The 25085-nt window shown below is 40.6% G+C and carries 20 protein-coding genes; 6 read left to right on the forward strand and 14 right to left on the reverse strand.

The genetic code is table 11. The features are described from left to right. Positions 1 to 162: 162 nt before the first annotated feature. Positions 163 to 462 carry a DUF3817 domain-containing protein gene (locus D7322_RS17055; protein WP_121125474.1) on the reverse strand — a complete coding sequence of 100 codons (300 nt, stop codon included), beginning with the start codon at positions 460 to 462 and terminating at the stop codon, positions 163 to 165. Positions 463 to 706: 244 nt separating this feature from the next. Here D7322_RS17055 and lpdA point away from each other — a divergent pair, with 244 nt between their 5' ends. Further along, positions 707 to 2095: a dihydrolipoyl dehydrogenase gene (gene lpdA, locus D7322_RS17060; protein ID WP_121125475.1), complete on the forward strand. Its 1389-nt coding sequence runs from the start codon at positions 707 to 709 to the stop codon at positions 2093 to 2095. 79 nt (positions 2096 to 2174) lie between these two features. Here the strand turns inward: lpdA and D7322_RS17065 are convergent, their stop codons facing one another. The 4 genes from D7322_RS17065 to D7322_RS17080 form a co-directional block, all read right to left on the reverse strand. Then, positions 2175 to 3179 carry a LacI family DNA-binding transcriptional regulator gene (locus tag D7322_RS17065; protein ID WP_121125617.1) on the reverse strand — a complete coding sequence of 335 codons (1005 nt, stop codon included), beginning with the start codon at positions 3177 to 3179 and terminating at the stop codon, positions 2175 to 2177. A 131-nt stretch (positions 3180 to 3310) separates the two neighbouring features. Further along, complete coding sequence (locus D7322_RS17070; protein ID WP_121125476.1) at positions 3311 to 3841, reverse strand: HAD family hydrolase; 531 nt, start codon at positions 3839 to 3841, stop codon at positions 3311 to 3313. 75 nt (positions 3842 to 3916) lie between these two features. Beyond that, positions 3917 to 4396 carry a hypothetical protein gene (locus D7322_RS17075; RefSeq protein ID WP_121125477.1) on the reverse strand — a complete coding sequence of 160 codons (480 nt, stop codon included), beginning with the start codon at positions 4394 to 4396 and terminating at the stop codon, positions 3917 to 3919. Between the two features lie 109 nt (positions 4397 to 4505). Continuing rightward, entirely contained in the window at positions 4506 to 5156 is a 651-nt protein-coding gene (locus tag D7322_RS17080; protein WP_183078747.1) for an ABC transporter ATP-binding protein, read from the reverse strand. Between the two features lie 172 nt (positions 5157 to 5328). On the opposite strand from D7322_RS17080, the gene sucC reads away from it, so the two are divergent. The 3 genes from sucC to D7322_RS17095 all read left to right on the forward strand — a co-directional run bounded on the left by sucC (position 5329) and on the right by D7322_RS17095 (position 9003). After that, positions 5329 to 6522, forward strand: coding sequence for an ADP-forming succinate--CoA ligase subunit beta (gene sucC / locus D7322_RS17085; RefSeq protein ID WP_108635949.1), 1194 nt, complete (start codon positions 5329 to 5331; stop codon positions 6520 to 6522). 248 nt (positions 6523 to 6770) lie between these two features. After that, positions 6771 to 8216, forward strand: a complete 1446-nt coding sequence (gene asnS / locus D7322_RS17090) for an asparagine--tRNA ligase (protein ID WP_121125479.1) — start codon at positions 6771 to 6773, stop codon at positions 8214 to 8216. Positions 8217 to 8382: 166 nt separating this feature from the next. After that, entirely contained in the window at positions 8383 to 9003 is a 621-nt protein-coding gene (locus D7322_RS17095; RefSeq protein WP_121125480.1) for an L-threonylcarbamoyladenylate synthase, read from the forward strand. A gap of 1023 nt (positions 9004 to 10026) precedes the next feature. On the opposite strand, the gene D7322_RS17100 is transcribed toward D7322_RS17095, so the two are convergent. The 5 genes from D7322_RS17100 to tilS form a co-directional block, all read right to left on the reverse strand. Then, positions 10027 to 10356 carry a DUF721 domain-containing protein gene (locus tag D7322_RS17100; protein WP_077437878.1) on the reverse strand — a complete coding sequence of 110 codons (330 nt, stop codon included), beginning with the start codon at positions 10354 to 10356 and terminating at the stop codon, positions 10027 to 10029. Further along, entirely contained in the window at positions 10349 to 11452 is a 1104-nt protein-coding gene (gene recF / locus D7322_RS17105; protein WP_121125481.1) for a DNA replication/repair protein RecF, read from the reverse strand. Before recF ends, D7322_RS17100 begins: the two co-directional genes overlap by 8 nt. Positions 11453 to 11485: 33 nt before the next feature. Next, the gene (locus D7322_RS17110; RefSeq protein ID WP_121125482.1) at positions 11486 to 11806 is read right to left on the reverse strand and encodes a DUF4834 family protein; all 321 of its coding nucleotides are present in this window, start codon (positions 11804 to 11806) and stop codon (positions 11486 to 11488) included. Between the two features lie 89 nt (positions 11807 to 11895). Next, positions 11896 to 12390: a hypothetical protein gene (locus tag D7322_RS17115; RefSeq protein WP_245971361.1), complete on the reverse strand. Its 495-nt coding sequence runs from the start codon at positions 12388 to 12390 to the stop codon at positions 11896 to 11898. 51 nt (positions 12391 to 12441) lie between these two features. Beyond that, complete coding sequence (gene tilS / locus D7322_RS17120; RefSeq protein WP_245971362.1) at positions 12442 to 13815, reverse strand: tRNA lysidine(34) synthetase TilS; 1374 nt, start codon at positions 13813 to 13815, stop codon at positions 12442 to 12444. A 57-nt stretch (positions 13816 to 13872) separates the two neighbouring features. On the opposite strand from tilS, the gene D7322_RS17125 reads away from it, so the two are divergent. Continuing rightward, a complete protein-coding gene (locus tag D7322_RS17125) occupies positions 13873 to 16377 on the forward strand; it encodes an OstA-like protein (protein ID WP_245971363.1) in 2505 nt (834 codons plus the stop codon). Between the two features lie 102 nt (positions 16378 to 16479). On the opposite strand, the gene D7322_RS17130 is transcribed toward D7322_RS17125, so the two are convergent. The 4 genes from D7322_RS17130 to D7322_RS17145 all read right to left on the reverse strand — a co-directional run bounded on the left by D7322_RS17130 (position 16480) and on the right by D7322_RS17145 (position 20249). After that, a complete protein-coding gene (locus tag D7322_RS17130) occupies positions 16480 to 17055 on the reverse strand; it encodes a non-canonical purine NTP diphosphatase (protein WP_121125484.1) in 576 nt (191 codons plus the stop codon). 83 nt (positions 17056 to 17138) lie between these two features. Beyond that, positions 17139 to 17786: a hypothetical protein gene (locus D7322_RS17135; protein ID WP_121125485.1), complete on the reverse strand. Its 648-nt coding sequence runs from the start codon at positions 17784 to 17786 to the stop codon at positions 17139 to 17141. Positions 17787 to 17913: 127 nt separating this feature from the next. Then, positions 17914 to 18894: a deoxyhypusine synthase family protein gene (locus tag D7322_RS17140; RefSeq protein WP_046674101.1), complete on the reverse strand. Its 981-nt coding sequence runs from the start codon at positions 18892 to 18894 to the stop codon at positions 17914 to 17916. Between the two features lie 257 nt (positions 18895 to 19151). Next, positions 19152 to 20249: a mandelate racemase/muconate lactonizing enzyme family protein gene (locus D7322_RS17145; protein WP_121125486.1), complete on the reverse strand. Its 1098-nt coding sequence runs from the start codon at positions 20247 to 20249 to the stop codon at positions 19152 to 19154. 305 nt (positions 20250 to 20554) lie between these two features. On the opposite strand from D7322_RS17145, the gene gltB reads away from it, so the two are divergent. Next, positions 20555 to 25069: a glutamate synthase large subunit gene (gene gltB, locus D7322_RS17155; RefSeq protein ID WP_121125488.1), complete on the forward strand. Its 4515-nt coding sequence runs from the start codon at positions 20555 to 20557 to the stop codon at positions 25067 to 25069. Positions 25070 to 25085: the final 16 nt, after the last annotated feature.

A 25085-nucleotide genomic window follows, 5' to 3' on the forward strand; every position in this document is an offset into this window, starting at 1 on the left:
GCGGAAAAATCTTACAAAGATCGGGATAACAGAACAAAAAATGGTGACCGAAATTATTCTGACCACCATTTTTTATAACATTTACTGAATATCCCTAACTTAAACCTATCCCTAAGCGTAATGATTTTAAGATCTCAATATTAATATCTCAAATCCAAATGATTAAGATTTCTGTCTTTTTCCTTCGATCTCCTTCTTTAAATCCAATTCTACCCAAAATCCAAGGATGGGAACCAAGGAGGCCAAAAAGTACTTAATTGCCTTCAGAATGGGCCATTTATATTCGATGGTAGACATGATGAGCATCACGACAAATATAACGACAAAAAAGCCATGAATGGATCCCGCAATCTTCACTGCCTCGGGTATTCCGGCAAAATATTTCAGGGGCATTGCAATAAAAAACAAGCAGATCGTGGAAATAGCCTCCCACAGCGCAATTTGTCTAAATATTCTTAACATAATGATAAACTGTGTATTGTGAACATCAAAAATAACACTCTAAACACGTTTACTCCATTATTTTTCTTCCTTTTACCGACACGTGACATTAGGCTGTACACAATGACATTGTTTTATCAAAAACCGCCAATTTTACAATAAATAGTTCATATTCATCAGAAAAAATATGTACTTTTGAATGAATATAAGGTTCAGTACCTTGGTATTTGAAGCTATAACACTCAACTACAGAATATTTATTTATATGAATTACGACATCATTGTAATCGGTAGTGGTCCAGGCGGGTATGTTGCTGCCATTAGAGCCGCTCAGTTAGGGTTCAAAACAGCGATTATTGAACGCGAATCATTAGGCGGAATCTGTCTAAACTGGGGCTGTATCCCTACAAAAGCATTATTGAAAAGTGCTCAAGTATTTGAATATTTAAACCATGCCGCAGATTACGGCATCAATGTTCAAGGTGGTGAGGCTGATTTCGAAGCTATCGTCAAAAGAAGCCGCGGCGTAGCTGAAGGAATGAGTAAAGGTATTCAGTTCTTGATGAAAAAAAATAAAATTGATGTCATCAACGGAACTGCAAAAATTAAAAAAGGCGGTAAGATCGATGTAAAAGGTGCAGACGGTTCGACCAAAGAATATGCGGCAAAACACACCATCCTAGCCACAGGAGCACGCTCACGTGAACTGCCTAACTTACCACAAGATGGTAAAAAGATTGTAGGCTACCGCCAGGCAATGACATTACCTAAACAACCAAAATCTTTAGTTGTTGTTGGTTCCGGTGCCATCGGTGTTGAATTTGCTTATTTCTATAATGCAATTGGAACAAAAGTGACTATCGTTGAATTTATGGATAGAATCGTTCCAGTTGAAGATGAAGAAATCTCAAAACAATTAGAAAAAAGCTTAAAGAAACAAGGCATTAATATCCTTACCAAATCAGAGGTGCAATCCGTTGATACATCCGGAGAATTGAGCAAAGTTTCCATTAAAACGGAAAAAGGTATTGAAGTCATCGAAGCGGAAGTTGTACTGTCTGCGGTAGGTATTGCTCCCAATATCGAAAACATCGGTTTGGAAGAAGTTGGTGTTAAAACTGATCGTGGCCGTGTTGTCGTAGACGATTTCTACAAAACAAATATTGAAGGTGTATACGCTATTGGTGACATCGTTAAAGGCCAGGCCTTAGCTCACGTTGCTTCAGCAGAGGGTATTACCTGTGTCGAAAAAATCAAAGGTCTTCACGTAGAACCTATCGATTATAACAATATCCCTGGATGTACTTACTGTTCTCCTGAGATTGCTTCTGTCGGTTATACCGAAAAAGCAGCGAAAGAAGCTGGATATGAAATTAAAGTTGGTAAATTCCCATTCTCCGCTTCAGGAAAAGCTTCTGCAGCTGGAGCAAAAGACGGTTTCGTCAAAGTTATCTTTGATGCAAAATATGGTGAATTCCTAGGTGCACACCTGATCGGATCTAACGTTACTGAAATGATCGCAGAAGTTGTTGTTGCCCGTAAATTGGAAACAACAGGACATGAAATGATCAAATCAATCCATCCACACCCAACGATGAGTGAAGCTATTATGGAAGCATGTGCCGATGCATACGGTGAAGTGATCCATCTATAGTCGCATATAACATAAAAAAGAGGGGAAAATCGAATGATTTTCCCCTCTTTTTTATGTTGTTATTCATTTAGCTAAAAAATTACATCACCAATCTCGACTTAAAAACAATTTGTTGATCTGCTACATCTGAATTCTCAATTCGCTCAAATAGAATTTCGGCCGCCTTACGTGCCTGCATACCCGGAAACTGTTCGATACGTCCCATGGGTGGATTTTCCATATACTGCCACAGTGGATAATTGGCATAACTAATGAAAAAGATATCTTGATTTAGAACCAATCCCTTGTTGCGCGCTGCTTTCATCAGATCCAGTGTAACAAAGTCATTAAAAGAAATAATCGCTGAAGGTCGTTCAGGCATTGCAAATATACTTTCCATGGCTTTTTCATTCCCCTCTGTGCTCAGGTCTGTTTCAATAATATTCTTTTCCAGAATGTCCATTCCATTTCGCTTCATTGCAGACAAATACGCTACTTTTCGGTCCTCACTGGCAGGTAATGTCTTCGGTCCATTAACTAAAGCAATTACTTTGTGCCCTCGTGCCACAAAAGCATCCACAGCCTCATTCATGCCGGTCGACAGATCACTCTGGACTTTATTGATATTCGGTAAACTAGGGACACAATCAAAAAAGACAACCGGTATTCCAGATGACTCCAGCTTTTCGATAAATTCCAAATTTGTTGTCTTCTTCCCAATCGACATTAATATACCATCTACACGATGATTTTTAAATGTTTTTAATATCTGTTCTTCCCGATCCGGATCATCCAATGATTGCCCCATTAAAACAGTATACCGTTGAGCCGAAGCAACGTTTTCTATTTCGCTGATCGCGAAGGAAAAAAATGGCTCCGATAAACTAGGCAGGATAACAGCGATGGTAAATGTCTTGCGTTGTTTAAAGAAAATAGCTGTCTGATTGGGTTCATAGTTCAATTCTTCGGCCATTTTTTTGACACGCATTGTCGTTACCAATCCAATACTTGGATGATCATTCAATGCTCTCGACACCGTGGAAGGACTGATTTTCAGCTTCTTGGCAATTTCCTTAATCGTGGCAGGCTTGTTCACTTTATTCATAAATCCAAGGGCTTTATATAAAAATAGGGCTTTTATATCCCTAATCATAATTTTTTTTCAACAATGTTTATTCAGTATATTCTAAAGTCAAAACATTGTTGGTAGATAATACAAAGATAATCAATGAAAACTTAGTCCACAAATTGAATTGCGGAACTATCTACCGCAAATTCCTGGGCTAAGAATGACATGGGATCTATCTTACGAAACACAAGTTCATCCTCAAAATAAATTTTTATCCGATCGCTGAAAGGCCCCCAGTCCACAAATCTCACTTTGTTCAGTTGCTCCAGTGGATTTCCCTTCGTCAGAATACATATCATTTTACCAGCAGCACTCAATTGAGAAAATAATGTGGAGATATGATCAAAAAGATGCAGCTTTAACGGCAATACGGCATTTACATGCAATCGTTCAAAATTTTCCTTGTACTTCATGTCAAATCCAAATGTTGCTTGCGCATGTTCAAATAGGGATTCTTCACCCTGATTTTCCAAATGGTTTTTCATAAAGTTAACCAAATCACCCTGTGGAGGAAAGGTCTCCGTGAATTCAATAAAATTAGCAAACAGATAATAAACTTGGAGCAAGTAGTCTTTCTTTGGAAAAATAACATCATCCAATTCAAACACATAGACTTTCTTTTCTTCTGGAAACAGCATCACTAATAAACCTTTAAATTAAAAAAACGTCGCACAAGTCAGGTTCAGCATGAGGCGAACAATAGTACAGTCGCCTTATTTCGATACACAGACTAGCGCAAAATCTTCCTCAGAATCCGATCTGACCAATAGTCCATCCAAGGTATTTTCAGCAACATCGTCTTCCAATAAATTATTGCCTTTGGAAAGCAAAACATAGGGGAGTTCGGCAGGAGGATTTTCAATGATAGGAAAAGTGCCTAGCATATCTTTATCCGGAACAAGTACGGCTATCTGGTACTCCTCAAATAATACTTTGGCTTCAGCCAATGGTTCGAGCTCAAAAACACCTAAAGGCAGCACATAGTCCACTTGCTGGTCTAGGCTCAATTTGAGCAACTCGTGGGCAAAGGTAGGCAGTAATCCTTTGGGGATAGACTCATAATTCCCCGATTTTAATAGTAACTCCGGAATCTCTTCCGAACTGGCGTACAAAACTTCAAATTTACCTGCAAGCTTTTTGGCAATACGCATCGCCAGTGGTCTGGTTCCGAAAGTTATTAATATTTTCTTCATCAAAATAATTTGTTATTCATAGGGGACTAGTGATCCACGATGCCCAATAATCAGTTTTTGGTCGCTCACAAGACAATCTAAATCTAAGATGCTTGTAACATGATATAAATTAAACAACCAATCCATCCCGCATATGAATTGTCCGATCTGAAATGCGGGCCAATTCTTCATTATGGGTTACAATGATAAATGTTTGTTGAAATTTGTTTCTAAGATCAAAAAACAGCTGATGTAGTGCCGCAGCATTTTCAGAGTCTAAGTTTCCGGAAGGTTCATCCGCCAAAATAACAGAAGGATCATTTATCAAGGCCCGTGCAACAGAAACACGTTGCTGTTCCCCCCCTGACATCTCAGCAGGCTTATGGTCAATACGATGTGAAACTCCAAGTAACTCCAATAATTCCTTTGCTTTTGTCTCCACTTCTGCCCGCTTCTGCCCATGGATAAAAGCAGGAATACACACGTTTTCCAATGCCGTAAATTCAGGTAACAAGTGATGGAACTGGAAAACAAAACCAATATGCTCATTTCGAAAAGCACTCAGCTTTTTGGCATTCAGTTTATGGATATCAACACCATCAATAAATATTGAACCTTGATCAGGTTTGTCCAATGTTCCGATAATATGTAAAAGTGTACTCTTACCTGCTCCTGAAGCTCCGACAATACTCACGATTTCACCTTTTTCCACGCTTATGTCAACGCCTTTTAAGATGGGCAATGCCCCATAAGCTTTGTGAATTCCTTTGGCTTGTAACATCATAGGACAAAGATAAATAAATTTACGATATCACGTCTTTGAATAAATAAGCAGTTATTTCTCTATTTCAGCCATTTTATTTTTCACAAATGTCAAAAAATAGATAAAAGAGCAATTTATCCCTTGTCTTATCCCTCAAAAAAACATATTTTTACGCCAAATATTTTTGCAAATGAACATTCACGAATATCAAGGAAAACAAATACTAAAGAGCTTTGGTGTGCGCGTACAGGAAGGTATCGTAGCAGATACTCCAGAGCAAGCTGTGGAAGCGGCTAAAAAAATGAAAGAAGACTACAATTCCGACTGGGTTGTTGTCAAAGCTCAAATTCACGCTGGTGGCCGTGGTAAAGGTGGTGGTGTCAAGTTAGCTAAGAACTTAGATGAAGTCAAACAAAGGGCAACTGACATCATTGGTATGCAATTAGTAACGCCTCAAACTGGACCTGAAGGTAAAAAAGTAAACAAAGTTTTGATCGCTCAAGACGTTTACTATCCAGGTGAAAGCGAAACAAAAGAATTCTACATGTCTGTCTTATTGGACCGTGCTACAGGACGTAACATCGTTATGTACTCTACAGAAGGTGGTATGGACATTGAAGAAGTTGCAGAAAAAACACCGCACTTGATTTTCAAAGAAGAAATCGATCCAAAAGTAGGTTTACAAGGATTCCAAGCACGTAAAATCGCTTTCAATCTAGGTCTTTCCGGTGCTGCACACAAAGAAATGGTAAAATTTGTTGCTGCGCTTTATAAAGCATACGATTCTACTGATTCTTCGATGTTCGAGATCAATCCAGTATTGAAAACTTCCGACGACAAGATCTTAGCCGTTGATGCCAAAGTTAATCTTGACGAGAACGCATTGTACCGTCATCCTGATTACGCTGCTATGCGCGATGTAACCGAAGAAGATCCTACAGAAGTTGAAGCTGGCGAATCAAACCTTAACTATGTTAAACTAGATGGTAACGTAGGTTGTATGGTAAATGGTGCCGGTCTTGCAATGGCAACAATGGACATCATCAAATTAGCGGGTGGAGAACCTGCGAACTTCTTGGATGTTGGTGGTACGGCAAATGCTGAAACGGTGAAAGCTGGTTTCAATATCATTTTGAAAGACCCGAATGTAAAAGCTATTTTAATCAATATCTTTGGTGGTATCGTTCGTTGTGACCGTGTTGCGCAAGGGGTAATTGATGCTTACAGTGAAATTGGTAATATTCCTGTTCCTATTATCGTACGACTTCAAGGTACAAATGCTGAAGAAGCGAAAAAATTAATCGATGAGTCAGGTCTACAAGTTTATTCTGCAATCTTATTGAAGGAAGCTGCTGAATTAGTAACCAAAGTATTGAAAGGATAATTCCTTCGATCGTCATAAAGCTTAAAAGCGGATCAACTGAGTTGATCCGCTTTTTTGTTCTAAATGCCGCCCCCTTTCTATTGATTTTGATCCAAATATTCGTCCGGAAAAATTAAGTTTAAAAGCTCATTGATCCCTCAGTCAGCGAATTAAATCAACATTGATACCCAATAAATCAACAGAATAGCTTATTTTTGTATTGCTTTTTAAACAAAGCATCTTTTACAAGTCATTCTCCAAAAATTAAGATGGAACACACAAGAATAAAGGAACTATTGAATGCCACAGAATTCGGCAAAGAGGTCGTTGTTAAAGGTTGGGTAAGAACTTTCCGTAACAATCAATTTATAGCAATTAATGACGGTTCGTCAATCAATAATATTCAAGCAGTAGTCGATTTTGAAAATACACCTGAAGATATCCTGAAGCGTATCACTACCGGAGCTGCAGTTCGCGTAAAAGGTCAATTGATAGAATCACTGGGTAAGGGACAAAAAGTAGAAGTTAAAGCTACTGAGGTAAGCATTATTGGTGATTCAGACCCTGAAAAATATCCTTTACAACCCAAAAAGCACAGCTTAGAATTTCTACGTGAAATTGCGCACTTACGTTTCCGTACAGGCACATTCAATGCGGTATTCAAAGTTCGTAATGCCTTGGCTTTCGCAGTACATAAATTTTTCCAGGAAAATGATTTTGTGTATATGCACACACCGATTATCACAGGTTCTGATGCCGAAGGTGCTGGTGAAATGTTTCAGGTGACTACGCTGGATCTAAAAAATCCACCGCGTAAAGAAAACGGAGAAATTGATTTTAAAGAGGATTTCTTTGGAAAATCGACAAACCTGACGGTCTCCGGTCAATTAGAAGGCGAGCTTGGAGCAATGGCCTTTGGAAATATCTATACTTTTGGTCCGACCTTTAGGGCAGAAAACTCAAATACTACACGTCACTTGGCTGAATTCTGGATGATTGAACCGGAAATGGCTTTCTATGAACTGGAAGACAACATGGATTTGGCCGAAGCATTATTAAAATACGTGATCAAATACGCTTTAGAAACTTGTCCTGAGGAAATCGAGTTTTTGAAAAGTCGTTTATTGGAAGAAGAAAAATCAAAACCAGCAGCAGAACGTTCTGAATTAAATTTGGTTGAAAAGTTAAACTTCGTCTTAGCCAATGATTTCGAGCGTGTAACTTATACAGATGCTATTGAAATACTAAAACGCAGTAAGCCAAACCAAAAGAAACAATTTAAGTATTTAATTGACGATTGGGGAGCAGACTTGCAATCTGAACACGAACGTTATTTGGTCGAGAAACACTTCAAGAAACCTGTTATTCTGACTGACTACCCAAGAGAGATCAAGTCTTTCTACATGAAACAGAACGAGCCAGATGCGCAGGGGCGTAATACCGTACGTGCAATGGATATTCTTTTCCCAGGTATCGGTGAGATGGTCGGTGGCTCACAACGTGAGGAAAATCTGGATCGTCTATTGGCGCGTATGGCAGAAGTAGGCATACCAGCAGAAGAAATGGAATGGTTCTTGGATACCCGCCGTTTTGGTTCTGTACCACATTCAGGATTTGGTGTAGGTTTTGAGCGCTTGGTGTTGTTCACTACCGGAATGACCAATATCCGCGATGTAATACCGTTCCCCCGTACTCCGAAGAACGCAGAATTTTAACATAAAGAACAACAGCCAAAACAAAATATTTTGGCTGTTGTTCTTTTAGAAAGATACGTATCTGAATAATAGTTTTGCCCCCTTGAAATGGTAAGCACCTCGCTCAGGGCTTCCCAGATTAAAAACTATGATTTTCATACGTTATAATAAATATACTATACGCAATATGCTTATCAAGATATATAACGACAATCCCAATCCAAAAGCCATTGCACAGGCTGTTGACATCCTTAAAAGAGGCGGAGTAATCATTTATCCTACCGATACCGTCTATGGTATCGGCTGTGATATTACACAACAAAAAGCAATAGAACGTGTCTGTGAGATCAGAGGATTAAAACCGGATAAAGCCAATCTATCCTTTATCTGTTATGACCTGACCGATATTTCCCAGTACACCAAATCATTCGATACCACCGTATTTCGTGTCCTGAAGAAAGCGCTCCCCGGCCCCTTTACCTTTATTTTTAACGCAACAACAAAAGTTCCCAAGCTATTAAGTTCGAAAAAGAAGACTGTGGGTATCCGCGTGCCAGACAATAACATTGTTCGGGAAATTGTGAAACAATTGGGCAATCCGATTGTGACGGCTTCCATTCACGATGAAGATGAAATAATCGAATATTCAACTGATCCCGAATTGATCTACGAGAAATATCAGGATCTTGTCGATGCTGTTATCGATGGTGGTTATGGGGACAATGTTGCTTCCACGGTAGTAGATCTGACGGAAGGAACCTTTGACGTTATCCGTGAAGGCAAAGGCGATCTGGAACAGTACCTATAGTAGCTTCCATACTCCCACAGGGAAATCCAGTCGACCAATAAACATGCGATACCAACCCTAACGGACTGTTGGTATTTTGTGCATAAGATTGACTCTTTAGTATTTCAGCGTGGACTTATTAACAAAACAAGCCACTTATTAACATATAAAATGTTAATAAGTGGGATACCCATACCCATTCGTTACCTAAAAATGTGAACAACTCAGCGCTTACCAACATTAAAATGTGAATAACACAACAAGGCAAAATTAAAAATCTCAGCAAAATGTGCAAAACTACGAGGTTATCCACACAAAAATGTTAACAACACAGCTGAAAGCATCTCCCAGCCAAAATACATTGTGTATAATCATCCTATATTAACATCTCAATGTTGAAAGCTATAGCCCCAAGTGCCACTCGCTGCTTTATTGCCCTATTAAAGAGTTCAAATTCTTGTCTTGTGGTGAATGATTACAGGCTCCTGTTCAAAACTTTTAATCGTCGGGCTCTCTGTGTGCTCACTCGAATCGCATAGGCAATCGCGACATCTTAAAAAAGTGTCATTGGATTTACGATATAAAAACAAACCTACGCCTGTCACTTTATGGTATCGAATGCCTTATAATACAAGCTCAAGCTTTACACAGATCACAAAGGACGAGACCTGCCAGTGGAGATAAAATAAAACGATATCTGCTTCCATCTGTTGACAATCTCATTTTGATAAACGGTATATACGACAATCATTGATGCATTGAAAATTCTATATGGAAGGAACATCAAAAATAAAAGATGCGAGATCAGTGATGAAAAGATTGGCTGTACCGATCCACTGTGTAAATTCACTTGTTACTCCAGCTGTATTGATGGATCAAACCGGCCAATAAAAATAAAATGAAAAAGTAATCTCCTTCTCTGATGGGATAGTCATCCCGCTTGGATTCAGTGTGTTCAAAACGTGCAAACAGCTTTGTCCCTGCGGTTTCAGGGAGATGATATAGGTTATCAAACAACTGGTTAAACTTAGCTAGGAATACAGGCTACAAAATCACGACCTCTTCGATAATGACATGTCCGACATACTCATTTACCCTTCCGAGAATCTGACGACGCATTAATGCCAGTTCATTTTTAATCACGGCAGACTCTACGCGCACAAACAACTTTTTGTCACGTACATATAGCTGCTGTGTGCGATTGGCAATTGCCTTTCCAATCAGTTGAGGCCATACCGAAGCGATTGAGGTCTCATCAAATTTTCGGCGTAGTTTATAAGCTTCGAGGAGACGCTCCACCCCCTGCTTAATGGTCATGTCATCGCTTGACCGAATAAATTCCAGGCTCTTCTTCGTTGGTTGCTTCTTATACATTCACTTGTCCTCCTTCGATTCCAAATATACGAACAGGCCGATTGATTTCATCAAAGATTCGTTGAATTCTTTTTGAGTCCGTATCCGTCAGAAAAATCTGACCAAAATCATCATCAGAGACCATCTGCATCAATTTATGCGTACGACGATCGTCCAGTTTATCAAAGATATCATCCAGGAGAAGTAAGGGTTTAAATCCTTTTTTTTGCTGTAAATAGGAATATTGAGCAAGTTTTAACGCAATGAGAAATGATTTTTGTTGTCCTTGGGAGCCAAACTTTTTCAGCGGCATTCCACCATGGATAGTAAATATCAGATCATCTTTATGAATTCCCTGACTAGTACGTTCCAAAATACGGTCACGCTCAAGGTTCTTTGCCAGAATATTCAAGAAGGAATCCGACATTAGGGGAGACTCATATTGCAGCTGGACAGACTCAGCATCTTCGGTCAAAAATTCATAATGCCGATCAAACTCAGGTTGAAACTCTTCCATAAATGTTCTTCTCTTGGCAAAGATAATATTGCCGACTTCCTCCAGTTGAAAGTTAAGAATTTCGATTAATCCCAAGTCCAGCACATTGGATTGACGGGCCTGTTTGAGCAGGCTATTTCGTTGGGCTAAGAATTTATTATAGATAATTAGCGTATCCAGATACTTATTGTCCGTTTGGGAAATCACATTATCCACAAACTTTCGACGTTCCTCGCTCCCATCCGTAATGATAATGCTATCATTTGGAGAAATCATAACCAAAGGAAAAAGTCCGATATGATCGGCCAGTCGAGGATAATCTTTTTTGTTCTTTTTAAACTGCTTTTTTTGATTCTTTTTTAGGCTGCAGGAAATAACATCGCTATTCGATTCTTTATCAAATTCACCTTGAACCATGAACCAATCGTTACCGGATTTGATATGTTGCGAATCTATAGGATTAAAGTAGCTTTTACAAAGCGATAAATAGTGGATTGCATCCAAAAGATTGGTTTTGCCAACACCATTATTCCCTGTAAAAGCGTTTACTTCAGGGAGAAATTCCAAAGAAGTTTCCGAGTAATTCTTGAAATTTAGAACAGAAAGTTGCTTAAGCCACATAGCACAAAGATACGCTATTTGGGCCGCTAAAAATTATTTTATTTCCTCAAAATCGACAAACTCACCAGCCGTTTCCGCCCCTTTGCGCTCGGGTGTTTCCTTCGGTGGAATATAATCAACTTTGATTTTGCCTTCAGGCTGAGATCTTTTATTTTCTTGCTGCCCCTGACCGGTAAATTCATAGTGAAAAGTACCACCTTGCCCTTGGCCGCTATATGCTCCCCCCTGTTCCTGCGCTTTTTTCATCAGCTTTTCAGCTGCTTTACGCATTGCAAACGGTAATAATAATTTGAATAAGAATCTTATTACAAAGTAAACAGCAAATGTAATAAGTATAAATTTTAAAAATGCCATAGTTAATTCGTTGCTATTTTCTCAAATTTAACCAATAACTCAATAAACTGTTGTCTTTAAAATGTCAGATAAGAAATTATTAACAATTTTTAAGACTTCGCCAGTTTTCCTTTCGTTTCCATGATTGTACGAAAAAGCTCCTCTTGTCGCTGGGTTCCCAACACATAAGTCAATCCATCTTTATCCGTTAGGAAAACTGCATTTTTACCCCCTGCAAAAAACTTAATCTTCCCTTTGGAATGCAGGTTATAAACAGGGTTATTAAAAAAGAATGTGCTGTATGGCCCCTTTTCAACTTTCGAAATAGAAGCCAAATCTATTTTCACCACCCGAGTGGACCAGAGGCCACTGATCAGGATATGATCCTGGAATACTTCTATACGAAACAAGACCATATACATCATAACAATGGATGTAATGATGATTCCCACTCCGACAATGAAAAACAATTGACTGGAAATCAAATGGTCCAAATTCAGATAAAATGCGGTAAAACAAAATAACACAAGTACCAAACGTACGCTTATCCAAACACGGTCACGTCCTAAATATTGATTTTCCGAATAGAATACACCTTCTTTCATTTCTTTTTTTATAATAGGGTATTGGGACAATTTCCTCTTGCTCCTTAATCCTTAACCACATTTACAGACTAAAGTAAGGACTTTTTTTGTATTGCTGGTAATCTTATAGCGATTATCCATGCGATATTTGGCAAGCCAAAGAATATCGCCATTTCCATTCACCAGGATCGGAATATTTTCCTTTTCAAATAAACTGATTTTCTTATTGATGAAAAAATCACTCAGCTTTTTTCGCCCATCCATGCCCAAAGGATAGAAGCTATCTCCGATCTTCCATGAACGGATTGTCAATGGAAAGATAAGCAGATCATAATCGAATTTTGCAATCTCCCTACTATTGTTAATCGTAAGTTCTGTAGAGACCCCAGCATGGAAACAATATTGTTTCCACTCCACCGTCGATGTTTCAGAGGTAATGATCGCCTCGTCCGACGATATAAACTCCTTTTCTTTGATAAAAAGCTCATTTCTATCCAAAAGCATATGATAGCAATCCGATTGGAAGATACGCCCTGATTCCCGTCCCCAAGCTTGCTGTAAATCACTTAACACAGCTTTAGAAAAATTAAAACCGGAAAACAACTCGTACAATAAAGGCAAATTGTTCAAATGTTCTTCCAAATCCTCTTTGCGCACTACCCAACCATCGCCTGTAGACCGAAAAAGTTTATTCCGGATCGGTTCGACAAATTGTTGTAGCAATTGATAAGATTCCTTAAAGTGTGTAATATTCTGTTCGAAAATCTGTTCAAAATCGGGTTGTAGCTTTTTGAAATGCGGAATAATATCGATTCTTATCTTATTGCGCGCATACTTTGTCGAAAAGTTAGATTGGTCATCCCGATAAGCAATGGCATATTCCTGAACGTAATATTCGATTTCACTTGCTTTAAGAAATAAAAGTGGCCGAATGATACGATCTCTTATAGGCAAGATGCCCTGAAGCCCTTGCAGGCCAGTTCCACGTGAAAGATTTAACAAGACGGTTTCAATGTGATCATTTAGGTGTTGAGCGACAGCAATTCGGTCAAACTGAAGTTGCTCACGAAGTTGTTCAAACCAGCGATAACGAAGTTCGCGCGCAGCCATCTGAATGGAAATTTGATTTTCCTTGGCATAGGTCTTGGTATCAAACTGCTTGACAAAGATTGGAATCCCATTATCAGCAGCAAATTTTCGAACCAAAGCTTCATCTAGTTCGGAGTCCTCTCCACGCAACTGGAAATTACAGTGTGCAATAGCGATATTAAAGCCGGCTTTTGCGAATAAATGTGCCATCAGCATCGAATCCTTTCCCCCACTTACCGTAAGCAATATTCTGTCATGAGGCATCATCAAATGCTCCTTTTCAATATATCCCTTTAATCTTTCCAGCACATTCATATAAACAAAGTTACGGTATATTTGTCTGAATGATAAATTCACATCTTAAAATTTGTGAAATCCAATAAAGTAGCAATTAAAATCCATATTTTTGCCCTTGTGAGACAATACATTTTTACCCTGATTGTATTTATTTTAACTGGCTTGACGGTCCAAGCGCAGAAACAGGACGAATTAAAGTTACTTTCTTCGTCACATATTATTACTGGAAAGAACGGCAATGTTGTTTTTTACCGCCCGGTCTATGAGCACGTTGGCTCGACCTTATCGTCTGACAGTGGATATTTGCATAATGATAAACTGGGTCGGCAATTCTTTGAGGCTTATGGAAATGTAATCATCACCCAACCTGATGGCACACAGATATTTTCCAATAAGCTGCATTATGAAGCAGCTATGCAATTAGCGACATTAACCGGAGCAGTGCGTATGGTCAGTACCAGCGGATCAATATTGACCACCGATCACCTCGTTTATAACATGCGTAGTAAAATTGGAAACTACTATAGCGGTGGACGTATTCTCTCCGGAAGCGACACCATCACCAGTCAGCGTGCTACCTATTTCGAAAATACCGGCGAATCATATTTTAACCAAAAGGTTGTTGTCCGATCGCCGAACGTAAAAGTCTATACGGACTCCATGAAATACAATGGCAACACCCGAATAACGGATTTCTACGGCCCTACAAATATGAAAGGGAATAAGGGCGAAAATCTATATACCGAGAAAGGCCGTTACCATATGGCTACCGGTCAGGCCTATTTTTCCAAGAACAATCTTTATACAGAAGGCACTAAATTCCTGAAGGGAGATAGTCTTTTCTATGATAGACAGGTCGGCATCGGTAAAGCCGTGAAAAATGTCGTCTTCGTGGACACCCTTGATAAATTTTATGCATATGGTGGATATGGACTCTATAATGGAAAAAATGAGTCCATTACGATGACAGACAAACCCTTGGTTATTTCCGTGGTAAAAAAGGATTCAACAAAAAAAGATTCTGTCTCCTCGTTTTCACCTGTACAGAAAAAGTCTGAAAAGGAACTAAAAAAAGAAGCAAAAGAATTAAAGAAAGCTGAAAAAGAAGAACAGAAAGACAAGGAAAAAAATAACAAAGCAGCACTTATTACCGATAAGGATCCTAAGAAGACCGTAGCAGAAAATAAGAATGTCATCGGAAAGGATGAGGAATTAAAAGAAAAGTCCGAGATGGATTCTGTTTTTATGACTGCAGACACCCTATTCTCACAAATGATCTTCCGGCGAGATTATATCGCGCGGGATTTTAAATTAAACCGAGAAGGGGGAGCCATTGAAGAAGACAATGAGGTCGATTACGGTGATACAGATTCTATGTCCGCCGATATAGATTCAACCAATAATTTACGACAAGCAGCCGATAGCTTAAAAAAAGGTATAGACAGCCTCCATAAGAAAGAAATCAAGGAACCTGCCCTCGGCAAGGAAATCAAGAAATCAGCAGATACCAGTGCCACGAAGAGGCAGAATATTGCGAAGAAACAACCGGTGATCGTAGGTGATCAAAATCGGATTGAGATTGAAAAAAACCTGAAAGCCGATAGTGTGTTACGTAAAAAAGCCATCATCCCAAAAGGCGGGGAATCGGATCAGATTATGGATGCTGCATTAAAAAATGCACAAGGCGGGAAAAAAGATTCTTTGGCTCAGGATACCGCAAAAACCAGAATTCTGAAAGCCTACTATAATGCCCGATTATTCAAATCCGATCTGCAGGCGGTTGCCGATTCGATGTATTATGGTATGCAGGATTCAATGTTTAGGTTGATGGGAAAACCGATGATGTGGGCTGAGAATTCGCAAATATCCGGCGATACGATCTTCTTGCAGGTCAAAAATCAAAAACTGGACAATTCGCTGTTAGTCGGAAATGCATTTATGGTCAATGCCACAAGCGATTCATTGAAATTCAATCAGATCAAAGGACGAAAAATTACCAGTTTCTTTACCAATAACCGGATGGAACGCCTCTTTGTAGATGGAAATGCTGAAAACATTTTCTATAATATCGATGAGAAAACAAATGTAACAACAGAATTGGTACATGATCGGAGCAGTCGTTTTAAAATTCTGATGGAGGACAATAAACTCAAAGAATACGTTTCCATCCGAAAAGTCGATGGCAAGGTCTATCCGATAGCGGAGGTTACCGCAGACAAAGAGTTTCTACCAAACTTTACATGGCGCCCTGAAGACCGTCCTAAATCGAAAGCGGATCTATTAAATAGAAAACGTGACCTTTCCAAATCATCTTTCACCGCTCCGACAGAAAAGGAAACGGAGGAAAATGGAAAAATGAAATCCAAGCCTAAAGAGGATAAGCAGGGCCAGGAGAAGAAAGGGAATGACACGAAAGCCGGAGCAAAAGCTGTTTCGAATAAAACAGGCGGTACGCCTAAAGCAACACCCCCCGAAGCAACAACAGCCAAGCAAAAAGTAGAAAACGACATTGCGCCAACAACCGATAAAACAGCTGTAAAACGGGATTCAACGAATTTAAAACCGTTGACAGTAGCAGCACCGGATAGTACCCAAAAGTCCAAAAAGAAAGAGCCGAAATAGACCATATAAAAAGATAAAACTAAACGGGGCAAAATAAATATTTTGCCCCGTTTGTGTTTACCGTCAAGGATAAAGTTTATCAACTAAAACTACGTCTAAGCATTATTTTGTTTTTAGATATTGGGCAAGTTTGCCGACAGCAATCGCACGATGACTGATTGCATTTTTTTCTTGGGCACTCATCTCAGCAAAAGTTGTGTTATAGCCATCAGGGATAAAAATCGGGTCATAACCGAATCCATCCACTCCTCTACGCTCTTTAATGATTTGACCTTCGATACTTCCCTCAAAAAAATGCTGTTGTTCATTCAGGTACAACGAAATAACGGTTTTGAATCTGGCCGAACGATTTGGATTATCGCCTAATTTTTCCAGCACAAGATCAATATTCTTTTCCATATCCCTAGAGCCCGAATAACGTGCCGAATACACCCCCGGCTCTCCATTTAAGGCATCTATTTCCAGGCCTGAGTCATCACCAAAACAATAAAGCCCATATTTGTTGACCAAATAGTCCGTTTTTTGCTGTGCATTTTCTTCAAATGTCTCCCCGGTTTCCGGTATATCATCCTGACAGTCGATATCGTTTAAGCTTTTAATAACAAAAGCATCTCCCACTATTGCCCGAACCTCCTCCAGTTTATGGGCATTATTCGTTGCAAATACAAGTTCTAGCATTTTCTTCAAATTATATTGCCAAAAGTAGAAATTCTTATTTAAAAGACGGCAATCATTGTAACGGGACAAATCTTTTTTAAAAATTACGAAACGATAAATGTTTTAAACTCGTTCCAGAACAGTTTCTTTTTATTGACATCGGCAAACATCTCCTCAAAACTGAAGGTATTGAATACCGTCGCTATGCGCCCTTTCATATAAGAATTGTGTTCGATCGGAGGAAGCTTTAAGGATGCGGGCTCCACACCTAATAGAATAATCTTTTTGGGTTCAAAAAACTGCATGATACGTTTAAAATCGTTTGGGTTATGTGCATTGGCCAAGTTAACCACCGCAACATTTTCCTTGGTCAATTTTAAGGCACCAATCGTTTTTTCAAATGCGTCGAGAGCCGCCGGAGAGAAATAAGGATATGCTACATAACGCAGAATAAAGAGTATCCCTTGATCTTTGCTGCCCTGATAAATAAATTCTCCGCCTAATACCTCCAGCGCATTGACAGTACCCTTTTGATCTTTTTCGTTCTCTAATGCACTTGATTCAATATTTTTGTCTAAAATAACTGGTGTAGAGAGATGATCAACCGAGGGAATTCCAACAGCCACATATTCCGTATCCTTTGCTTTGGCTAAAGCTTCTGGTTCCGACCGGAAGTCATACCCATTGGAAAAAATAGTTTCATCCATTAAGGCTTGAAGGGCTACCGGATTATCTGTTGTTAAATTGCTCATCGTCTGAAAAAAAAATAGTGGAAAGTAAAGATAAACAAGAAAAGAGTAAAAGAAAAAAGGAGTGAGGAATAAAGAACTTGCCCGAGTCAAATTCTTTATTCCTCACTCCCCTTTCTCTATAAAAAGATTAATGTCCCAAGATATAAGAGAAAATCAAAGGCGCTACGATTGTCGCGTCAGATTCCACAATAAACTTAGGTGTATCAATATCCAATTTACCCCAAGTGATTTTTTCATTTGGAACCGCCCCAGAGTAAGAACCATAAGAAGTCGTTGAATCAGAAATTTGACAGAAATAAGCCCAGAAAGGCACTTCTTCCCATTCTAAATCCTGATACATCATCGGAACTACACAGATCGGGAAATCACCGGAAATACCACCGGCAATCTGGAAGAAACCTACGCCTTTTCCAGCGGAATTGTTACGGTACCATTCTGTCAGATAAATCATGTACTCAATACCTGATTTAACGGTGCTCGCTTTCAATTTACCCTTGATTACATTTGACGCGAAGATATTACCTGTAGTCGAATCTTCCCATCCCGGACATACAATAGGCAAATTTTTCTCAGCAGCAGCAACAATCCATGAATCTTTTGGATCAATTTCATAGTATTGCTCCAATACACCAGAATTAACGACCTGATACAAAAACTCATGTGGCAGGTAACGCTCACCTTTCGCTTCAGCGGCATGCCACACATCTTCAAGATGTTTCTGCAAACGACGGAAAGCTTCTTCTTCTGGAATACAAGTATCTGTTACACGGTTATAGTGATTATCCAATAATTCTCTTTCCTGTTCCGCTGTCAAATCTCTATAATTCGGGATTCTTTTGTAATGTGAGTGAGCAACCAGGTTCATCACATCCTCTTCCAAATTAGCCCCAGTACATGAAATAAAATGTACTTTATCTTGACGGATCATTTCTGCCAAAGAAACACCCAATTCGGCAGTAGACATTGCACCCCCCAGGGAGATCAACATTTTTCCACCATCCAAAAGATGTTCCTCGTAACCTTTTGCAGCATCTACTAATGCTGCTGCGTTAAAGTGACGGTAATTATGCTCAATAAATTGAGAAATAGGTCCTTTTTGAGTACTCATGATATTTTCTAACTTTTATAAAATAATAAGTACCGCAAAGGTACTGAATATTATCTATTTTAGGCTTCCTCTCTCACCAAAACAGCTATTGACTGCTTATTTTTTAACAAATGTAAAAAAATAGACAATTTTACTTCTTCAACAGTTTGGAGAAAAAGAAATAGGCGGCCACCAAGAAAATCAGGATAACAAAAAGGACGGCAATCTCCTGACCACCTATCCCCCAGTTCATGCTATTCATACCTTATGTATATAAGTTAAATCACCCATTTTTCACAGCCATCCAAAAATGCTTGTTCTATATCAGCGCCGATACCCGGCTGGTCCGATAGATGGATTTTGTAACCGTCATATTGGATCCCCCCGACGACCGGATCTTTCAGGTGTCCGACCATGCAGGTATCTAGATCAAAAAATTTGACATTGGGAGCCGCATAGGCGAAATGGACTTTAGCAGCTAATGCTAAACGAGATTCCAACATCCCACCGATCATACAGTTGATGCCATACTCCGCGGCGACCTGACTGATTTTCAAGGCTTCCTGGATACCACCGGATTTTGAAAATTTGATGTTGATATAATCACAGGCGTCCGCTTTGCAGAGCCGCTCGGCGTCATGATGGGAATAGACCGACTCATCCGCCATAATTGGGACGATCGTTTCGGTACGCAGCTGAGGTAATAACTCATCGTTCCATGTGCGCATGGGCTGTTCACAAAACTGAATTTTAAACGGTTCTAAGCCTTGTAAAGCTTCCACTGCCTCTTCGTAGGACCAACCTTGGTTGGCATCTATCCGGATAGGCATCTCAAATCCTACCGCTTTACGAATTTCACGGATACGTGAGACATCTGTTTTCGGATCCTTACCCAATTTTACTTTCAATAGCACAGCGCCACCTTCCTGCAGACGCTTAGCTTTCATCGCCATCTCTTCTGGAGATGCTATACCCAGCGTTATATCCGTTGTTATCTCCCGTTTGGCTCCGCGCAAAAATTGATACAAAGGAATACCCGCATCTTTGGCCGCTAAGTCATGTAATGCGATATCAAAAGCTGATTTGATCGTTCGATTCCCTGCAATATACAAATCCAGCTCAGCCAGTCGTTCACTAATAGCCAATGGATCCTTTCCTTTCCAGATCTTGGCAAAATCACGCGCCAAAACCAAGCAGGTATCCTGTGTTTCTCCCACAATCATGGGGAATGCCGAGCATTCACCGACACCGTAGATTCCCGTATCGGTATGTACCCGTATAAAAGTATTCTGGGCATAATCCATGGTTCCGGTCGCGATGACGAATGGCTCCATCGGAATACTCAGCCGATATATCTCAATTTCAGTTATTTTCATCTTCTGTCTATAAATTAAGTCATTTTGATAAAGCACAAACGATATGCAATACTTTGCCTAATTTATACATATTATTGCAATCCCACGATGTTTTTTCCATATCCAGTAAAAATTTATCGCCAAATGATGCATTATTTAAGGGTCGAAAAAGCGTGTTAACACAACCAAACAGCAAATACAATATCCGTAACAAAAACATTAAAAACAAACAATAAAATCAAAACAAACACATTTTTATTAGAATATTTATAATTTTATTCATTTTTATTCCTATATTAGCAATGTATAATATTTGAAAAGGAAAGATGATTCAACAAAGACCGAAAACGGAGGGCCTTTACGACCCTAATTTTGAGCATGACGCCTGTGGAGTAGGCTTTGTCGCCCATATCAAAGGGAATAAATCACACGCACAAGTAAAAGACGCCCTGACCATGCTGGAGAACATGGAGCATCGTGGGGCCTGTGGTTGTGATCCCGAAAGTGGAGACGGAGCTGGTATCATGATTCAGTTGCCACATGAATTCTTGTGGGAAGAATGTATCAGCTTAGGAATACAATTAGAGGAACCGGGATATTATGGAACAGGAATGGTATTTCTTCCGAAAGAAGAAGGCATGAACAAAATATGTCGGGACTTGATTGAGGAAGCGGCAGCCGAAAGGGGTATGAAATTCCTTGGCTACCGTCCAGTACCAGTCAATCGAGAAGGTATTGGACCAACAGCGCTCAGTGCCGAACCTGAAATCGTCCAATTTTTTGTTAGCAGACCGGACGGAGTTTCAAACACGGAAGAATTTGAACGCAAGCTTTTTGTTCTACGTCGCCTGATCATTCAAAAAGTTAAACAACAACAAGAATACCCGCTCCCACTTTACTTTGCATCACTTTCTTGCAAAACTATCATTTACAAAGGTCAATTAACAACATACCAAGTCGGCACCTATTACCTTGATTTACGCGATCCCCGTGTGGTATCTGCATTTGGATTGGTACACTCACGCTTCTCGACCAATACTTTTCCTTCTTGGTCGCTAGCGCAACCATTCCGTATGCTGGCACACAACGGTGAGATCAACACCTTGACCGGTAACCTCAATTGGTTTTATGCAGGCATGCGCTCCCTTTCGTCTCCATATTTCACCGAGGATGAAATGGAAATCTTGCTTCCTGTTGTTGATCGGGGTCAGTCGGATTCAGCCTGTCTAGACAATGTTGCCGAGCTGCTTTTACACAGTGGCCGTAGCCTGACACACGTTATGTTGATGTTGGTACCTGAGGCATGGGATGGTAATACCCAAATGGATCCATTGAAACGTGCATTCTACGAGTACCATGCAACTTTAATGGAACCTTGGGATGGACCTGCAGCACTATGTTTTACCGATGGTAAACATATCGGGGCAACACTAGACCGCAACGGTTTACGCCCATTACGTTATGCTGTAACTTCGGATGACCGTGTTGTGGTCGCTTCCGAAGCCGGCGCACTTCCGATCGAAGAATCGACCATTATTAAAAAAGGCCGCCAACAGGCAGGCAAGATATTTCTCGTCGACATGGAACAAGGTCGTATCTTGACGGACGAAGAAGTAAAAGATCAATTGATCAACCAACAACCTTATAGCGATTGGTTGGACAACTATAAAATCAAGTTAGAAGAACTGGAAGAACCGCGCGTCACCTATACTTATCTTTCCAAAGAATCCGTTTTCAAATATCAAAAGACATTTGGCTTCTCCAGAGAGGACCTCGAAACAATCCTGACACCAATGGCATTGACCGGATACGAACCAACAGGTTCGATGGGTTCGGATGTTCCTTTGGCTATTCTTTCTGATCAGCCACAACATATCTCAAGCTACTTTAAGCAATTTTTCGCACAGGTAACCAACCCACCGATCGATCCCATCCGGGAGCGTTTGGTCATGAGCTTGGCGACCTTTATCGGTAATGCAGGCAACATCCTGATCGAGGACAAAAAATTCTGTCACTGTGTGACCTTGCCTCATCCGATCCTTACATCCAAAGAACTTGAAAAATTGCGTTCTATTGATACCGGATTATTTCAGGCAAAAACCATTCAGTCCTATTTCCGTTCAGACGGAAAGCCGGGTTCGCTGGAAGCTGGTTTAGAGCGTCTGTGCAGATATGCCGATGATGCTGTACGGGATGGTTTTCAGGTATTGATACTTTCAGATCGTGCCATAGATTCCAAACACGCGGCTATCCCTTCTTTGCTTGCCGTATCAGCGGTCCACCACCACCTGATCAAAACCGGTAACCGTGGTGCTGTTGGTCTAGTCGTCGAAGCCGGCGATGCCTGGGAAGTACACCACTTTGCCTGTCTATTGGCTTTTGGTGCTACGGCAATCAACCCATATATGGCACTAGCAAGTATTCGTACCATGAAGGAACAGAATACCTTAGATACCGAACTTACCTGGCCGGAACTATCCAAAAACTACGTAAAAGCCGTTAACAATGGCTTATTGAAAATTTTCTCCAAAATGGGGATTTCAACATTACAATCTTATCACGGGGCACAGATCTTTGAAGTACTTGGTATCGACAAATCTGTTGTTGATAAATTCTTCTGTGGCGCAGTATCCCGTATCGGTGGTATGACACTGGATGATCTGGCTAAAGAGGCTTTATCTAAACACTGGCGCGGATTTGAAAAAAGCCGTACACCACAGAGCCTATTGCCGGAAGGTGGTATCTATCAATGGAAACGTCGTGGCGAAGGTCACTTGTGGAATCCAGACACCATTCACTTATTGCAGCAGGCATGCCGGACCGGAGACTACGCCACGTATAAAAAATATGCGACCAAGATCAACGAACAGAAAGAACATATGTTTACCCTTCGTGGACTATTGGATTTTGCTAAACATCGCAATTCCATTCCATTGGAGCAAGTTGAGCCGGCAAGTGAAATACTAAAACGCTTTGCTACCGGAGCGATGTCCTTTGGATCTATCTCCCACGAAGCGCATAGTACCCTTGCCATTGCCATGAACCGCATCGGCGCAAAATCTAACACCGGTGAAGGCGGGGAAGATGAATTGCGTTATCAACCTCTTCCAAATGGAGATTCCATGCGTTCGGCAATTAAGCAGGTCGCTTCTGCACGCTTTGGTGTCACCTCCAATTACCTGACACAAGCGGATGAGTTACAGATCAAAATGGCACAGGGTGCTAAACCGGGTGAAGGCGGTCAATTACCAGGCCCTAAAGTAGATGCCTGGATTGCAAAAACCAGACACTCTACCCCTGGTGTGGGGCTGATTTCACCGCCACCACATCATGACATTTATTCCATCGAAGATTTGGCACAGTTGATCTTTGACTTAAAGAACGCGAACCGTCAAGCAAGAATCAACGTAAAGTTGGTATCTAAAGCTGGTGTAGGAACAATAGCCGCTGGTGTTGCCAAAGCACATGCCGACGTCATCCTGATCGCAGGTTTCGACGGCGGAACAGGAGCTTCACCAATCAGTTCGATCAAACATGCCGGATTACCCTGGGAACTGGGCCTTGCCGAAGCACATCAGACCCTTGTGAAAAACAAGTTACGTAGCCGTGTGGTCTTACAGGCCGATGGTCAGGTAAAAACAGGTCGCGATATCGTTATCGCAACACTCTTAGGCGCCGAAGAATGGGGGGTATCCACAGCTGCATTGGTCGCTGGAGGCTGTATCATGATGCGCAAGTGTCACTTAAATACTTGTCCGGTAGGAGTTGCCACACAAGATCCCGAATTGCGTAAACTTTTCTCCGGAAAACCCGAAGATATCGTCAACCTATTCACCTTCCTTGCCGAGGAAGTTCGCGAGACCATGGCATACCTCGGATTCCGCACCATCAACGAAATGGTAGGTCGTGCGCAGTTCCTCAAAAAACGGGAGAACATCGACCATTGGAAAGCAAAGAAAATCGACTTTACAGACATCCTGCATGTGGAACGCAATGAACCGGGACAGTCGTTGTACAATACGGAAGAGCAGGATCACGGCATGGCCATGATTTTGGACTGGGGATTATTGAAACAATCCAAACTAGCGCTAGAAAGCAGAACACCGGTTTTTGGAACTTTCAAAGTAAAAAATACCGACCGTACCATCGGAACAATGTTATCCAATGAGATCTCCAAATTATACGGGTCTGAAGGATTACCGGATAACACGGTCAATTTCAAATTTGAAGGATCGGCGGGTCAGAGCTTTGGTGCATTTTCAACAAAAGGACTATCTTTTGAGCTGCAGGGCGAAGCCAATGACTATGTTGGCAAGGGCTTATCAGGGGCACAGTTGGCCATTTATCCAGTAACGGAAAGTGCCCTTGTACCTGAAGATAATATCATTATCGGCAACGTAGCACTATTCGGAGCTACCTCAGGACACCTCTTCGTCAATGGACAAGCAGGTGAACGTTTTGCTGTTCGTAACTCGGGAGCTACCGCTGTCGTCGAGGGAGTAGGTGATCATGGTTGTGAATATATGACCGGTGGTCGCGCGCTGATCCTCGGCGCGACAGGACGCAATTTCGCAGCCGGAATGAGCGGTGGTATTGCGTGGATTTATGACATCAATGATGATTTCCGCGAAAACTGCAATCAGGAGATGGTGGACCTGGATCCCTTGGAAAGTGAAGATGAAACTGCAATTATTGCCCTATTGAAACGTCATGTATTACTTACCAATAGCCGTAGAGCAGATTTCATCTTACAGAACTGGACCCGGGAAAAAAATAAATTTATTAAAGTATTCCCTAGGGAATATAAAAATGTCATTCGTCAAAAATTAGTTGAAGCATAAAATAGGAAGCACAGAT

The organism is Sphingobacterium puteale, assembly GCF_003627955.1.
In the GTDB taxonomy this organism is placed as follows: Bacteria; Bacteroidota; Bacteroidia; order Sphingobacteriales; family Sphingobacteriaceae; genus Sphingobacterium; species Sphingobacterium puteale.